At 64.7% G+C, this 15,446-nt stretch carries 14 protein-coding genes; 8 read left to right on the top strand and 6 right to left on the bottom strand.

Annotation, left to right across the window (positions count from 1 at the left end; genetic code table 11):
- Positions 1–120 precede the first annotated feature (120 nt).
- Together VGD10_RS03105 and VGD10_RS03110 are read right to left on the bottom strand one after the other, a co-directional pair.
- Positions 121–1,527: a DASS family sodium-coupled anion symporter gene (locus VGD10_RS03105; protein WP_331039332.1), complete on the bottom strand. Its 1,407-nt coding sequence runs from the start codon at positions 1,525–1,527 to the stop codon at positions 121–123.
- A complete protein-coding gene (locus VGD10_RS03110; protein ID WP_331039333.1) occupies positions 1,524–2,150 on the bottom strand; it encodes a glutathione S-transferase in 627 nt (208 codons plus the stop codon). Before VGD10_RS03110 ends, VGD10_RS03105 begins: the two co-directional genes overlap by 4 nt.
- A 129-nt stretch (positions 2,151–2,279) precedes the next feature.
- On the opposite strand from VGD10_RS03110, the gene VGD10_RS03115 reads away from it, so the two are divergent.
- On the top strand, positions 2,280–2,771 hold the full coding sequence (locus VGD10_RS03115; protein ID WP_331039334.1) for a hypothetical protein: 492 nt from the start codon (positions 2,280–2,282) through the stop codon (positions 2,769–2,771).
- Here VGD10_RS03115 and pgeF read toward each other — a convergent pair.
- Genes pgeF through lgt form a run of 4 tightly spaced genes read right to left on the bottom strand, consistent with a single transcriptional unit; the run spans position 2,764 to position 5,939 of the window.
- Positions 2,764–3,528: a peptidoglycan editing factor PgeF gene (gene pgeF, locus VGD10_RS03120; protein WP_331039335.1), complete on the bottom strand. Its 765-nt coding sequence runs from the start codon at positions 3,526–3,528 to the stop codon at positions 2,764–2,766. The two genes, VGD10_RS03115 and pgeF, sit on opposite strands and share 8 nt — an antisense overlap.
- Complete coding sequence (locus VGD10_RS03125; protein WP_331039336.1) at positions 3,525–4,046, bottom strand: GNAT family N-acetyltransferase; 522 nt, start codon at positions 4,044–4,046, stop codon at positions 3,525–3,527. Before VGD10_RS03125 ends, pgeF begins: the two co-directional genes overlap by 4 nt.
- The gene (locus VGD10_RS03130) at positions 4,043–5,068 is read right to left on the bottom strand and encodes a class I SAM-dependent methyltransferase (RefSeq protein ID WP_414639494.1); all 1,026 of its coding nucleotides are present in this window, start codon (positions 5,066–5,068) and stop codon (positions 4,043–4,045) included. The genes VGD10_RS03125 and VGD10_RS03130 overlap by 4 nt, the downstream gene beginning before the upstream one ends.
- Complete coding sequence (gene lgt, locus VGD10_RS03135; RefSeq protein ID WP_331039337.1) at positions 5,061–5,939, bottom strand: prolipoprotein diacylglyceryl transferase; 879 nt, start codon at positions 5,937–5,939, stop codon at positions 5,061–5,063. The genes VGD10_RS03130 and lgt overlap by 8 nt, the downstream gene beginning before the upstream one ends.
- 70 nt (positions 5,940–6,009) lie before the next feature.
- Between lgt and VGD10_RS03140 the strand changes: the two genes are divergently transcribed.
- From VGD10_RS03140 to VGD10_RS03170, 7 genes are all read left to right on the top strand, one after another.
- The gene (locus VGD10_RS03140) at positions 6,010–7,698 is read left to right on the top strand and encodes a class I adenylate-forming enzyme family protein (RefSeq protein ID WP_331039338.1); all 1,689 of its coding nucleotides are present in this window, start codon (positions 6,010–6,012) and stop codon (positions 7,696–7,698) included.
- Positions 7,699–7,716: 18 nt separating this feature from the next.
- Positions 7,717–9,930, top strand: a complete 2,214-nt coding sequence (locus VGD10_RS03145; protein ID WP_331039339.1) for a xanthine dehydrogenase family protein molybdopterin-binding subunit — start codon at positions 7,717–7,719, stop codon at positions 9,928–9,930.
- Positions 9,927–10,934 carry a ferrochelatase gene (hemH, locus tag VGD10_RS03150; protein ID WP_331039340.1) on the top strand — a complete coding sequence of 336 codons (1,008 nt, stop codon included), beginning with the start codon at positions 9,927–9,929 and terminating at the stop codon, positions 10,932–10,934. Before VGD10_RS03145 ends, hemH begins: the two co-directional genes overlap by 4 nt.
- Before the next feature lie 34 nt (positions 10,935–10,968).
- Complete coding sequence (gene phbB, locus VGD10_RS03155; RefSeq protein ID WP_331039341.1) at positions 10,969–11,691, top strand: acetoacetyl-CoA reductase; 723 nt, start codon at positions 10,969–10,971, stop codon at positions 11,689–11,691.
- Between the two features lie 10 nt (positions 11,692–11,701).
- The gene (locus VGD10_RS03160) at positions 11,702–11,953 is read left to right on the top strand and encodes a ribbon-helix-helix domain-containing protein (protein ID WP_331039342.1); all 252 of its coding nucleotides are present in this window, start codon (positions 11,702–11,704) and stop codon (positions 11,951–11,953) included.
- Positions 11,919–13,115 (top strand): hypothetical protein, encoded by a 1,197-nt coding sequence (locus VGD10_RS03165; protein ID WP_331039343.1) that lies wholly within the window; start codon positions 11,919–11,921, stop codon positions 13,113–13,115. The genes VGD10_RS03160 and VGD10_RS03165 overlap by 35 nt, the downstream gene beginning before the upstream one ends.
- Before the next feature lie 209 nt (positions 13,116–13,324).
- Positions 13,325–15,433 carry a DNA-directed RNA polymerase subunit alpha C-terminal domain-containing protein gene (locus VGD10_RS03170; RefSeq protein WP_331039444.1) on the top strand — a complete coding sequence of 703 codons (2,109 nt, stop codon included), beginning with the start codon at positions 13,325–13,327 and terminating at the stop codon, positions 15,431–15,433.
- Positions 15,434–15,446 lie beyond the last annotated feature (13 nt).

The following is a 15,446-nucleotide window of genomic DNA, read 5'->3' on the forward strand; positions in this document are numbered from 1 at the left end:
CTCTGTCTCCTTTGCGGATCTGCGTGGAGACCGAGCCGCTCCTGAAAGAGGAGAGAGGCTCACCGGCCGCGCGTGCGGCGGCGGCGGGGGGTGAGGTCCGTTGCCCGCCCCCTCCTAGCTTCAGGCGGCCAAGGCGGCAACCGCCCAGACGATACCGACCATCAGCGGGATCCCGGCGATGTCGAGCAGAAGCCCGGCCTTCAGCATGCGGGGAAGGGCGATGTGTCCGGTCGCCCAAGCGATGGCGTTGGGCCCGGTGCCGGACGGAAGCATGAAGCCCCAGCTTGCCGCGAACGCGGCCGGAAGCGCGAGCAGGATCGGATCGACGCCGGTGGCTAGGACGAGCGCGCCGACCACCGGGATGATGCCGCTCGCCGCCGCCACGTTGGACGCGAACTCGGTGATAACCACGACGATGCCGACCAGCACCAGAGCGATAACGAGCGGCGGCACGTTGCGGAGCGGCTGCAGCGCCGTCCCGAGCCATTCGGCAAGACCGGATTCGCCGATCCCCGCCGCAAGCGCCAGGCCGCCGCCGAACATCATGATCACGCCCCAGGGCGCGCGGTTCGCCTCGTCCCAGTTGAGGATCGGTCGTCCCGTCCCGTCGGGAATGACGAACAGGAGCAAGGCGCCGAGGATTGCGATGGAGCCGTCGGTGACGCTGTCCTTCGGCAGGTAGGGCGACAGCAAAGGGATCAGCACCCAGGCAAGCACCACCGCCGCCACCAGAGGCACGAGCCGCTTTTCCGCCGTCGACCAAGGCCCTGCCTCGCCAATGCCGGCACGCGCCGCGGCTGGGTCGAAATCGGTCGGCTGAACCTTCTGCACCTTAAGGAGGATGAACCAGCAGAGCGGGATCGCCACGAGCACCAGCGGCATGCCGTACAGCGCCCAGGTGAGGAAGTTGATGTGAAGGCCGGTCGTCCGTTCGATGATGCCGGCGGCGATGGCGTTGGTCGGCGAGCCGACCAGTGTCCCGAGTCCGCCGATCGAGGCTGCGAAAGCAATGCCCATGGCGAGTGCGCCCGCAAAGCCGTCCGTGTGTCCGTCCTTTGTTTGTGCCGCCCGGAGCACGGCCACCGCGATCGGCATCATGATCAAAGTCGTCGCCGTGTTAGAAACGATGAGGCTGAGGATCGCAGTCGCCGCCATGAACGCGAACAGCATCGCCGCGGGGGTCGTCCCGCCTCGGCTGACGATCGCGAGGGCGAGGCGGCAGTGAAGCCGCGTCCGCTCGATGGCGAGGGCGATGATCGCGCCGCCGAGAACGAGGAACAGGATCGGCGAATAATAAGCCGCCGCCGTGTCGTTCGCACCCATGATCCCGAACAGCGGAAAGGCGAGGAAGGGAAGGAGCGCCGTAGCGGTGAGCGGCAGCGCCTGCGTCATCCACCAGGTCGCCATCAGCACGACCAGCGCCGTCGTCCGCCACGCCTCCACCGGCATCGCCGCGGGCGGCGGAAGCAGCAGTAAGATCAGGAAGACGGCGAGGCCGCCCCACAAGCCCACGCGTGCTGTGGTCATTGGAAGTTCCGCGCCATCACCGGCGCCAGCGCCGAGAGCTTTTCAGCGCCGAGCGCAATCGCGTGAAGCTTCGGGCAATGCTCTTCGAGCCAGCTCCGCGTAGGCCGCCAATGGGACATCACCGTCACATAAAGATCGAGCGCGGAAGGCGTATCGCCCATAACGAAAGGTCCCTCGCCAATCTCCGCTTCGAACTGGAGCCACAATGTCTTACGAAAAGCCGCGACGTTCTGGACGAGCTGCTTCGGCGCATCGGGCGCCCACCGCTCCGGATAATCCGCATAGGTGAAGGTCGGGTAGAGAGCGGAGACGAGCCAGATCAGACGGTTCAGGAATAGCGGCCGCTGTGGATCGCCGGCTTGCGGCGCAAGCCAGCTATCCGGGCAGCGCTCCGCAAGGTGAAGAATGACGGCCGCGCTTTCGGTGAGAACAAGCCCCTCCGGCGTAAGCAGGGTCGGCACCCGTGCGAGCGGGTTCACGGCAATCAGCCGGTCGCGCGCAGCGCCTGGCTTGTCGAAACCTTTGACGTCGACGAACTCGTAAGCTGTTCCCGTCCAAGCGAGCGCCCCCTCGGCGAGGGTCGAGCCCCAGCCGCGCGCGCCGTAGAGCTGCCAGTCGGCCATGTTTTCTCCCCCTCCTTTTTTAGGAGTGATGCCAGACCCGCCGGTCCGCGCCAAGCGGGGTAAAACAGCTTGACTCTTCAGGCGTTTAGGAGCCTTCTCCGCTCCATCTCATGCGCAAGGGGGTGAAGCATGAAGCATCGTTCCATATTGATCGCCACGGCTGCGGCCGTTTCGCTCGCCGGATGTTCGGCCAAGCCGCGTTCGTTCGTGCCGACGCTGGCCGCCGCGCCCTCTGATCAGGCGAAATATGATGCCGAATATCAGGCCTGCGAAACCATGGTCGCCGCGGGCAAGCGGTCGGGCTTCAAGGACAGCCTTGCATCGGCTGGCACTGGCGTGGTCGCAGGGGTAGGTGCGGGCGCCGTTACTGGCGCGGCGATGGCCGGTACCTACGCAACCTATGCGGGCGCTGCCGCTGCCGCGAGCGCCGTTATCGTCGCCGTGCCAGTGGTCGGCATCGCCGCCGCCTGGGGCCTTTCCAAATCGAAGAAGGCGAAACGTGAGAAAGAGGCGAAGGCAGCGATGAGCCAGTGCCTCTCGGAGCACGGCTACTCGGTCGCATCGTGGGACGTGGCGAAGAAGAAGCGGAAGGCAAAGCCCGCCGCCGCGCCCGTCAGCTAGGAAGCGCGATAAGCGAAATCTGCCGCCCGTAATCGGGCTCGCCGCGATGCGTTGCGCGGCGGAAGCTGTAGAAGCGTTCCGGATCTGAATAGGTGTCGAGCCCAAGCGCCTCAACGCGGCCAAGCCCTGCCTCCGCAAGCCGCGAGACCACATAGCCTTCCAGGTCGAACTGATAATGCCCGGGCTTCCCGTCCGTGAAGAAACGCTCGTTCACTTCGTCCTGTTCGGCAAATCGGCTGAAGAAGCCTTCGTCCACTTCATAGCTCTTCCGCGCGATCGTCGGCCCCACCGCCGCCACGACATTCTCGCGCTTCGCCCCAAGCCGCTCCATCGCCTCGACCGTCGCGCCGATCACGCCTCCGACCGCACCTTTCCAGCCCGCATGCGCCGCGCCGATCACGCCCGCTTCACGGTCGGCGAACAATACCGGCGTGCAGTCCGCCGTGAGGATGCCGAGCGCCAGCCCTGGCCGGTCCGTGACGATCGCGTCGGCGGGCGGCCGCGCATCATCGGGCCACGGCTCCGTCGCAGCCAGCGCCACCGGCGAATGGACCTGATGCACCGTCACCAGCTTCGTGCCCGGCGCCACCGCCTCGACGGCGCGGCGGCGATTCTCGCGCACCAGCTCCCTATCGTCACTCGACCCCCAGCCGACATTGAGGCCGGCGCAGACACCTTCCGACACGCCGCCGCGCCGGCCTAAAAAACCGTGTCGCACGCCGTACAGCAGCTTCGCCCTGATGACGTCTACGCTCACCCGCGCTCCTTAAGATCGAGGCGAAGGATGTGGTCCTCGTCAGCGTGGTTGCCAACCATGAAGTCATAAGGCTGGACGAAGCGGAAGCCATAGCGCTCGTAGAAACGCCGGGCACGGTGGTTGTCGACATAGACGGAAAGATACACCTCCTCCGCCCCCATCGCCCGCACGCGCTCCAGCGCCCAGTCCATCAGTTCCTCGGCGATGCCCTGCCCATGCCAGGGCTTCAGCACATAAAGCTGGCGAAGCTCCGCGGCCGGCCGCTCCGGCGTCACCGGCAGCGCGACCGCCCCTACCTTGCCGAAAGCGACAAGGCGCCCATCCTCTTCCGCCACACGCATCGCCAGCGCTGGATCGCGAAGCTCCCGCTCCCATGCTTCCGCATCCAGGGGGTCTAGGAAGGCGGCAAGATCCTCCGCTTTGTAAAGGTGCCCGAACGTATCGGTGAAGCATCGGGCGAAGACCGACGCGAGAGCCTCCGCATCGTCGGGCACGGCATCGCGATAGGTGATGCTCATGCGAACCCCGCCGGCTCCGGCCAGCTCTCCGCCCGCAGCGCCAGCACCTTGAACAGCTCCCCCATCTGATCGGCCGCCACGAGCCGCTCCTTCGCCGCCATTATCTCCTCCGCCCGCGCCGGCGCAGCCTTGGCGAGCAAAGCCGCCCGCACCTCGATCCCCATCTCCTTCAGCCACTCTCCCTGCGTGGTCGGCCCGGCCAATGCCACACCGGCTGCCGCTTTTCTCAAGGCCTCGAAATCTACATGCACAGTCAAATCCCGCGCACCCGGCTGCTCCCAAGGATCGGCGAAACCATGCTTCTCCACCGCCTGCAGCGTATCGCCCGTGCCGCTCCGTACATGCCCGTAATCGACGATCAGCGCCGCCCCGCCCTGCTCGGCAAGGCGCCGCGCCAGCTCCCGCACGATCGCCACGGACGCGGGCGATGTCTCGACGATCGTCCCCGCCTCCGCGGGCGCAAGCGGCGCCGGTATTCTCGGCCCTGCCACCGGCACGAACCTTCCGTCGCGCCAGTCCACCAGCCGCTCGTGCCAACCTTCCTCGCTCGCCAGCAACTGCCGCGCCGGCAGTGCATCGAAAAACTCATTGGCGACGATCAGCAACGGCGCGTCCTCGGGCACAGTGGAAACATCGTCATGCCACACCGCATCCGGCACCCGCGCCCGCTGCGCCGCGCGAAGCGCCGGGCTCGTCTCGACGAAATGCACCTCCGGCCGCAGCCCCGCCATCTTCATCGCCCGAAGCGCATCGGCGGCAAGCGTGCCCCGCCCCGGCCCAAGCTCCACATAACAGGCGCGCTCCGGCGCCCCCGCCCGCTGCCACAGATCGGCGAGCCACAGCCCGACCAGTTCCCCAAACATCTGGCTGATCTCGGGCGCGGTCACGAAATCCCCCGCCGCCCCCAGCGGATCGCGCGTGCCGTAATAATGCGCGTTCGCCTCCGCCATATATTGGGCGACGGAGATCGGCCCGTTCGTTTCGATCAGCCGGGCGAGCCGCTCGGTCAGGTCGTCAGGCAACGCTCTCGCTGCCCGCGAACGGCTCCACGCGCTGGCGCCGCCGCTTGGCGGTGGCGATGAGGTAAAGGCCGCCGAGGATCATCGGCACGGTCAAGGTCTGGCCCATGGTGAGGCCCCAGGGCAGATTTTCGAGCCCCCTGTCCGGCTGCCGCACCAGCTCCACGAGGAACCGCGCAACCCCGTAGCCGAGGATGAACGTGCCGACGAGCTTCCCCGGCTGGTACCGTGCCTCAGTCTTCCAGAACAGGAACCAAAGGATGAGCCCCAGCACGATCCCCTCGAGCCCCGCCTCGTAAAGCTGGCTCGGGTGGCGCGCCACTTCGCCTCCCGTGGGAAACACCATCGCCCACGGCACGTCGGTCGGTCCGCGCCCCCAAAGCTCACCATTCACGAAATTGGCGATCCGGCCGAAGAACAGGCCGAACGGCACGCAGCAGGCGACATAATCATGCACGCGAAGCCAGTTTAGCCCATGCTTCCGCGCCATATAGATGATGCCGAGCGAGACGCCGATGACGCCGCCGTGGAACGACATGCCGCCGTCCCATAACTGCAAAATCTCGATCGGGTTCTCGATATAGAATTCGGGCCGGTAGAACAGCACGTAACCGAGACGCCCGCCCAGAAGAATGCCGAGCGTCGCATAGAAAACCATGTCGTCGGCATGCCGCCGCGCCATCGGCGCACCGGGCTTGGCGAGCAGCTTCAACAGATACCACCAGCCGACGATGATTCCCGCCAGATAGGCGAGCGAGTACCAGCGGAGCTGAAAAAAGCCCAAATCGAGCGCGATCGGATCGAGCCCCAAATCCTCCCATCTCAGCGCGGACGTAGCGTCAATCGATACAGCGGCGAGTGTCGTCAGCAACAAGGCTTTTCCCCCGGGATTTTCGTCCTCATAGTAACGCCAAGACAAAACGAAAAGCCTTGGGAGTATCTGGATGCCGAGTGCGCTGGACCGCAAGTACGATGCCGTGCTGGAGGCTGTCGTTGCTCCGGGCGGCCGGGTGCAGATCGGGAAGGACGATCAGGGCCGCGCAATCGTCGCCAATTTTCCTGCCACGCTTCCGGGACTGTTCGACGCCTTCTGCACTCTCAACGGCGACAAGGAGGGCGTGGTCGCGGATGGGGAAAGGCTGACCTTCGCCGAACTCAACGAACAGGCCAACCAGCTCGCGCGGGTGCTCGTCGGCGGCTGGGGAATCAACAAAGGTGACCGGGTGGCGATCGCCATGCGGAACGCGCCGGCCTGGGTCGTCTCCTACATGGCCATCGTCAAGGCAGGCGGCATCGCCGTGCTGGTCAACGGCTGGTGGCAGACGGACGAGCTTCGCCACGGCATCACGCTTACCGAGCCGCGGCTGGTCATCGCCGATGCCCCGCGTGCGAAGCGGATCGAGGCGGCCGGCCTTTCGGTTCCGCTTGGGGTGCTCCCAGTCGAAAAGCGCCTGGACGAAGCGCTCGCTCCGCTGCTGGAGCGGGGCGGCGAGGATGCGGCGCTTCCGGAAATCCTGCCGGAAGACGACGCCACCATCCTGTTCACCTCCGGCTCGACCGGGGCTGCCAAGGGCGCGGTATCGACGCACCGGGCGGTGACGACCGGCACCTACGGCTATACCCTCGGCATCCTTACCCTGCTCGGCATCAAGGAAAGCGAGGGTAATCCGCCGCTCAACCCGCCGAAGACGCTCGTCAACGTACCGCTCTTCCACGTCACTGGCGAAGTGCCGGTGATGCTGAACAGCTTCGTCATCGGCCGCACCATGGTGCTGATGGCAAAATGGGATGCGGGCGAGGCGCTTCGCCTCGTCGAACGGGAGAAGATCACCTATTTCGTCGGCGTCCCGACCATGAGCCTCGAACTCATGCAGCATCCGGACCGCGACAAATACGACCTCTCCAGCCTCACCGACATCACTGCCGGCGGGGCGCCACGTCCCGTCGCCCATGTGGAGCGGCTGCAGCAGAGCTTCCGCGACGCTCAGCCCGCGCTCGGTTACGGCCTTACCGAAACCAACGCCATCGGCTGTTCCAACTTCTGGTCCAATTATGCCGACAAGCCGGCTTCCACCGGCCGGCCGTCGAAGCCGATAGTAGAGATGGCCATCCTCGGCGACGGCGACCGGCATCTGGGGCCGAATGAACGGGGAGAGATCGGTATCCGCACTGCCGCCAACATCCGCGGCTATTGGCGCGATCCGGAGGCTACCCGCGCCGCCTTCACCGCCGACGGGTTCCTCCGCACCGGCGACGTCGGCTATCTCGACGAGGACGACTATCTCTTCATCGTCGACCGGAAGAAGGACATCATCATCCGCGGCGGCGAGAATATCAGTTGCCAGGAAGTGGAGGCGGCGATCTACAGCCACGTCTCCGTCTCCGAAACCTGCGTCTTCGGAATCCATGACGAGCGGCTGGGCGAAGTGCCGGCGGCAGTCGTTTATAGCGAGGAGGACGGCACGCTGACCGAGGAGGCACTCACCGCCTTCCTCTCCGAGCGGCTGGCTCAGTTTAAGCTTCCCGCCCGCATCTGGTTTCACGACGATCCGCTGCCGAAGCTCGGCACCGGCAAGATCGACAAGGTCTCACTTCGCGAACGCTACCGATCGGAAGTGGCGGAGCGCGCCTGACTTTTCTATCAGGCCCGCATGGCGGTAGGCGGCATCGACAGGCGAACCTTGCTGATCGGCGGCGGCGCTGCGGCCGGGCTGCTGGTCGCCTGGGGCCTTTGGCCGCGCTCATACAAGCCGAACCTCCGCGCCGCGCCCGGCGAGACCCTGTTCAATGCCTATCTCAAGATCGGCCTCGACGGGCGGGTGATCGTCGCCGTTCCGCAGGCGGAGATCGGGCAGGGGGTCTATACGAGCCTGCCGCAGGTACTGGCCGATGAACTCGGCGCCGACTGGCGCACGGTGGCGGTCGAGCCGGCGCCGATCAGCCCGATCTATGCCAACCGGCTGCTGGCCGGGGAGCGTGTGCCGGACAGCGTTTTTGCCGGGTTCGAGCGCTGGGCGGCCGAGGAGCGGGCCGGCCGCGGCGGAGTCATGATGACCGGCAGCTCGACTTCGATACGCGCCTTCGAAGCGCCGTTCCGCGAAGCGGGCGCGGCGGCGCGGGCACTGCTGATGAAGGCCGCCGCCGACCGCTGGGACGCCGACTGGGAAACGCTCGATACCGCGCAAGGCTTCGTCCTCAACGGCAATGAAAGGCTGAGCTTCGCCGAGCTTGCCGCCGAAGCAGCCGATTACGACCTGCCTGAAAACCTCCCCATTCGCGGCGGCATCGACAACCGGCTGGTCGGTCAGCCGCTGCCGCGCATCGATCTTCCGGCCAAGGTGGACGGCTCCGCCCAATTCGCCGCCGACGTCCGGCTGCCGGACATGGTCTTTGCCTCGGTACGGCAGGGGCCGCGCGGCCGGACAACCCGGCTGGTGGAGGTTGACCGCAAGGCCGCCGACGCCGTGCCGGGCGTCCTTGCCGTCTTTGAAAATCCGCGCTGGGCGGGGGCGGTCGCAACCAATTGGTGGGCCGCCGATCAGGCGGTACAGGCGATGAAGCCAGTCTTCCAAACCGGCTGGCCGGCGAGCGCGGCCGGCATCGATGCGGCGCTGTCGGAAGCACTGGAGAAAGGGCCGCGGAGGGAGATTTTCAGCACCGGCGATATAGCCGATGCGCTCCAGGGCCCGAACCTCTTCGCCGCTGACTATGCAGTCGGCCTCGCTCCGACTGCCGCTCTGGAACCGCTCACCGCCACCGCCCGCGTCACCGATGGGCGCATAGAAGTCTGGACGCCGACACAGGCGCCGTCGCTGGCCCGCGCTGCCGCCGCGCGCGCGGCGGGCGTCGATGAAGCGCGGGTGACGCTCTATCCTATGCTGGTCGGCAGCGGTTACGGCCGCAAGATCGAAGCTGCGGCTATCGAGCAGGCGGTGGAAATGGCGCTCTGCATCAAGCGGCCGGTCCAGCTCACCTGGTCCCGGGCCGAAGAGATCGTGCAGGACATGCATCGCCCGCCTGCCCAAGCGCGACTCCGCGCCCGCATCGGCAGCAACGGCGCTATCGTCGGCTGGAGCGCACGCATCGCCGCGCCTTCAACTGACGACGAGGTAATGGAGCGGCTTCGCGGCGAAAAAGCCGCGCACGAGGCAAGCCACCTCGCCGTCGCTGGAGCGGTCCCGCCTTATGCCGTTCCGGCCGTGGCCGTTGAGCATGTGCCGGTGGATATCGGCCTCTCGACCGGCCTCTGGCGCTCGGGCGCGCACAGCTACACCGCCTTCTTCACCGAATGCTTCGTCGACGAGCTTGCCCGCCGCGTCTCGGTCGAGCCGCTCTCCTTCCGCATCCCGATGCTGGGGCAGAACCTCCGCCTCGCGCGGGTTCTCCAGACCGCCGCTTCCTTGGGAGGCTGGGACGGCGGCGCGGCCGGAAGCGCGATGGGTCTCGCCTGTCATAGCGCCTTCGGCTCTTACATCGCGCTTGTCGTGGAGGTGGAGGTGAGCGAGGCGCAGCGGGTGCGCGTGCTCCGCGCCGTCGCAGCGGTCGATTGCGGCCGCGTCATCAATCCGGAAATCGTGAAGCAGCTCATCGAAGGCGGGCTCGTCTACGGGATTGCCGGCGCGACCGGGGCTTCGATCGACTTCGAGGAAGGCCTTCCGGCGCAGCGCACGCTCGGCACGCTCGGCCTTCCGCGCCTCGCCGACACACCCGAGATCATGGTCGAGATCCTGCCGAGCGAGGAGGAGCCTGGTGGCGTCACCGAACTTGCCGTGCCGCCTGTCGCCCCCGCCATCGCCAACGCCCTTTTCGCCCTCACCGGCCAGCGGCTCCGCTCCCTGCCCCTCGTTCCCGGAACCGCCCAATGAAGCCGCCTGCCGATCATCCCGCCATTCCACCCTCGAAGATCGGCGTGCTCCTGATCAATCTCGGCACTCCGGATTTGCCGGAGCCCGGCGCCGTCCGCATCTACCTCAAGCAATTCCTCTCCGACCCCCGCGTCGTCGAGATCCCGCGCCTCGTCTGGCAGCCGATCCTCCGCGGCATCATCCTCAACACGCGCCCGAAGAAGTCCGCCCGCGCATACAAGCAGGTCTGGTCCGAAGAAGGTTCACCGCTTGCCGCGATCACCCGCCGCCAGGCAAAGGCGCTGGAAGGCGCATTCGGAGAGGAGGTGCTGGTGGATTACGCCATGCGCTACGGCCGCCCCGCCATCGGCGACCGCATCCGCGCTCTCAAGAAGGCCGGCGCCGAGCGCATCCTGCTCGCCCCGCTCTACCCGCAATATTGCGCAGCAACGACCGCCACCGCGAACGACGAAGCCTTCGCCGCGCTCGCCAAGATGCGCTGGCAGCCCGCCATCCGCGCCTTGCCGCCTTACTATGACGATCCTCTCTATATTGAAGCGCTGGCGGCCTCGGCGGAGGAAAGCCTCGCCGCGCTCGACTTTGCGCCGGACGCCATCCTCGCCAGCTTCCACGGCATGCCGGAGCGGACGCTTCACCTCGGCGACCCTTATCACTGCCATTGCCGCAAGACCGCGCGTCTGCTGTCGGAGCGCCTCGGCCGCGAGCTTATCGTCACCTTCCAGTCCCGCTTCGGCCGCGCCAAGTGGCTTGAGCCCGCCACCGACCTCACCCTCGCCGCGCTACCTGGCCAGGGCGTCCGCAAGGTCGCCATCCTCGCCCCCGGCTTCTCCGCCGACTGCCTCGAGACGCTGGAGGAGCTCGCCATCCGCGGCCGCGAGACCTTCGAAGCGGCGGGCGGCACCCATTTCGCCTATCTCCCCTGCCTCAACGACAGCCACGCCGGCCTCAAAATGCTGCGCAGCATTTTGGCCCGCGAACTTGAAGGCTGGCGCGCCTCCCCATAAGAGCGAAGGCAGAAAAACAGAACGGGAGACAAGGATGGCACGCGTCGCAATCGTGACGGGGGGCACCCGCGGCATCGGTGAGGCGATCAGCCTCGCCCTCCGCGATCAAGGCGCAACCGTCGCCGCAAATTATGCCGGCAATGAGGAAAAGGCCCGCGCCTTCACCGATCGCAGCGGCATCCGCTCCTATCGCTGGGACGTGTCGGACTATGACGCCTGCGTCGCCGCCGTGCAGCAGATCGAGAGCGAGCTCGGCCCCGTCGACATCCTCGTCAACAATGCCGGCATCACCCGCGACGGCACGATGAAGCGCATGACCCGCGAGATGTGGGACGAGGTCATGGACGTGAACCTCGGCGGCTGCTTCAACATGGCGAAGGCGGTGTTCGAGGGCATGACGGGCCGCAAGTTCGGCCGCATCGTCAATATCGGCTCGATCAACGGCCAGGCGGGGCAGTACGGCCAGGTCAATTACGCCGCCGCCAAGTCCGGCATCCACGGCTTCACCAAGGCGCTTGCGCAGGAGGGGGCCCGCGGCGGCGTCACCGTCAACGCCATCGCGCCCGGCTATATCGACACCGAGATGGTCGCCGCGGTGCCGGAGGACGTGCTTCAGAAGATCGTCGCCCGCATCCCCGTCGGCCGCCTCGGCCAGGCAAGCGAGATCGCCCGCGGCGTCGCCTTCCTCTGCTCGGACGATGCGGGTTTCATCACGGGTTCGACGCTGTCGATAAACGGGGGTCAGCATATGTATTGAGGGGGGCGCCATGTCGTCGCCCCTCAATGCCGGCCCCGTGAAGCGCTCGATGATGATCGCCGGCCACGCCACCTCGATCAGCCTCGAGCCCGTCTTCTGGGAGGCCCTGCGCGAGGCCGCCGCGGCGGAGGGCCTGCCCCTCAACGCCCTCGTCGCCCGCATCGATGCCGAGCGGATCGAGGCGCCCGATCCCCCCAACCTCGCCAGCGCGATTAGGGTCTGGCTATTTGCCCGCGCCGTTCGTCCGGCCGACCCGGACTAATTTTCTTCGTCATCCCGGACCCGATCCGGGATCCAGCTTCACCTTCCTTTCCCTTCACCCGGGCCGAAATGGCCGTGGCGCGGCTTGCCCCGCAAGCCGCTTTTGGATCCACGGCCATTACTTCGGCACGAGAGCATTTTCCTACACACCCATTTTCTGCCTAATCCCCGCGGGCCATGCAGAATCACACGCCCGCCCCGCACCGCCCATCCCCGTCATCTGCGACTGCTGCCGCGCCCGCGGCCTCTCCGGCGAGGACCCGTTCGCCGCCTTCGGCGCCCTCCTCGATTTCGACCCCGTTCCCCGTTATTCGAAGCGCGCCGACGGCTGGGATGCGGAGGTGCAGCGCGCCTATATCGCCGCCCTCTCGCTGACCGGAAACGATCGCGCCGCCTGCCGCGCGGTCGGCAAGTCCGCTTACGGCGTCACCCAGCTCCTGGAGCATGAAGGCGGCGAAGGCTTCCGCGCCGCCCGCGAAGAGGCGCTCGCCATGGCCGCCGACGAACGCAGCCGCCGCCTGGCCGAGGGCCTCCGCACCGTCGCCGCGGAACAGGCCGATTGGCGCCCGCCCGAAGCGCCCTGGGCAAGGGCCGCCACTCGTAACCCCAGCCCCAAACTCGCTCCGAAGAAAAAGGAGCGGATGACCTATGAGCAGAAAGAGGAGATCCTCACCACCTTCCTCCACCGCTATCTGATCAAGCTTCGGCAGGAACGGCAGGCGCGGCTCGAGGGCAAGGTGATCGCCGCCGATTTCTACCTGCGGCAGATCTGCTGGATCGAAGCGGCGATGGACCTCTTCAGCGGCAGCGAAGGCGTGGGGAATCTGCTCCTCCGCTACCGGCATAAAGGGCAGCACCTTATCGACATCGTCGAAACGCCCTATGCGAGCCTCCTCAACAAGGTCCGCCGCATCCATTGGGCCGAAGCCGGCGAGCCGCCCCGCCCCGAACACCCGCCCCGCCGCTATCTTCAGGAGCATGGCGGCTTCAGCACCGAGCCGCTCGAATTCTACAGCAGCGGCCCGCCGGAATTTCAGGAGGAGCAGAAAAGGGCGTTCGAGGAGCGGCATGCGCGCGATGCGGAAGAGCTGGTGCGCTGGGAGGCGCAAGCGCTGAAGGATGCCGAGGCGTGGCGGAAGCGGCTGGAGGAAGGCGAGGAGTGAATGACCCTCTCTACCAAGGAGGAGAAAGCACGTAGATGGATGTTGTTGTGAGTTGCCACTGAGGAAAAGTAAGGCATAACAGACGCTTTAGGGCGGCTGCGGGGGCGGCGTTGACGAGGCCGTACTTCTCTAAACGTATAGACGAGCTTGAGGTTCTAGCGCGCGACGTAGCCACATCTCTCGATACGCTGCATGCTATTCGGGCTGAAGTGGGGCACCGGAGCACCCATCGTGCCTCCCAACTACGCGAAGAGGTCGATCAGCGGTTACAGCTAGCTTCGCAAGGCGAAAGGCAAGCGAAGGTAGCCTCACCGCTCAGCAGCGCTCCCTTGGCCCACTTGAGGCCGTCGGTAAGGGCCGCCAATTTATTTGCTCGGATGGGACTAAAAACGCTCAGCGATCTCACACAGATAACACCAGCAGAGTTACTCCGTCAGCCGAATTGTGGGCGCAAAACACTTCATGAACTGCAGTCTAAGCTGGATGACGTTGGTCTTACACTTCGCCAAGAAGCGCCTGAAGAAGAACAGGTCCAATTTCCGGTCGTCGCCCGAGACATGCTTAACGTTCAGCTCAGGTTATTGGGTCTCTCGACAAGAGCTAAAAACTTCTTGAGGCAACATCAAATTTTATTTGCCGGGGAACTTTGCCAATTTACCGAAGGGGAGATCTGGCGACACCCGAACGTTGGACGGAGAACCGTTCGGGAACTAAAGGAGGCGCTAAGCTCACTGGGTTTGAGTTTGGGATCGAATGTCGGCGATTGGACGGCTGCTGAAGCTAGGACGTCTGCCACTCCAAGCTTGCCCAACAGCCTCCGGCATTCGGAGCCAAAAGAACTCGCCATCGCCCTAAGGGCGCGAGTGGATGTCGTTGCTGCATCCGAAAGAAATGCCCGATGGACAGTTGAGCACATGGGCTGGGATGGGAAGCCGGGTCGCACCCTCGAATCAATTGGCAGTCGCGAAGGTGTTACGCGTGAAAGAGTACGTCAGGTGGCGGCCAAGTGCTGTCGTGCGCTTCAGGAAAGGCAGCTAGCGCCTCTAGCTCTCCGCCAGACGCTGGCGCTAATTCGAACAAGCCTTCCTCTAAGTCAGTCGCGCTTAGACACGTTGATGCGAGAGAGGGGTTTAGCGTCTCAACCTTTCCATATCGACGGCATAAAGACTGCCGCTGAAATCTTCGGGCTGACTTTCCCGTTCGTGATCCGAGATGTTCCTGATCCTCTTATACTTCCCCGCTCCCTGTCTGCCTTACCAAGTCTTCTGCTACAACAAGCCCGCCGCGAAATCGGCCGCCAGGGTTGCATCGTCGATGATCACCTAGTTGAATTGGGCAGCCAGCTTGCAGGTAAACAGGTGACCCTGAATGTAATTCACGCAATCTTGGAAAGTGATACCACTTTTGCAAGGATTTCCGGCGCAGGTGAGTGGTGGTGGCGGCCTGAGAAGGCTCTGGCGGGACGCAATCGACTAGTTAACACTATCATCAAAGTTATGGCGGTTTCCCCGTCCATTAGTATTCGAGAGCTGCGAGATGCTGCTCGACGTCATGTGCGATCAGGCCATATGGCACCGCCACGCACCGTGCTTCAGGCAATTTGCAAGTCACTGCCCTTCCTAGAAGTAGAAGCAGATAGAGTGAGGCGTTTGGACACTGCTGCGGACTGGTCATCAATACTAAACTCCTCAGAAAACGCGTTGGTCGAAATATTCCGGCGAAGAGGGTCTGTAGTTGACAGCTACGACATGTCTGCAGAGGGAATGGCTATAGGACTGAACGAGAACAGCCTCAACATTTACAAAACTTATTCACCTCTGCTTTGGCGGCCTTCGCCGGGTCTCTACGCATTGGTCGGGTCGGAGATACCAGTAGGGCTCATAGAAGACCTTAAGAGTAGCAAACGAAATACAGCAGTGTCGTTGATCGATAGCGGATGGACATCTGATGCAAAGATACTCCTTTGCTATAGGATAACGAAGGGAGTCTGGACTTCAGGGCTCGTTGGAGTGCCTACCTCTCTTCAAAATGTGCTACAAGGTGGCTTTGAACTTTTGGCATTTAGCAAGCAGAGTCTTGGCGGCGTGGAAGTTCGAGACGCCACGGTATTCAGCTTCCGAAAGTTTTTTCGTGTTTTCGGAGCGGAAGAAGATGACACACTCTTACTAGTGTTCGATCGTATTAAGTGCTCATGCGAAGCCTGGCTGGGCGGGGCTGAAATGGCTCAGACCGTTCAGGATGGAAAGAGTGATGCTTTACTCACTCAGCTCCGGAAGCAGAGCCTCGCGGAGACTGATGAGGAGCTCGATAGCGCGTGACCACTCTTAGGAA

The sequence above is a fragment of the Allosphingosinicella sp. genome (assembly GCF_036402135.1).
In the GTDB taxonomy this organism is placed as follows: Bacteria; Pseudomonadota; Alphaproteobacteria; order Sphingomonadales; family Sphingomonadaceae; genus Allosphingosinicella.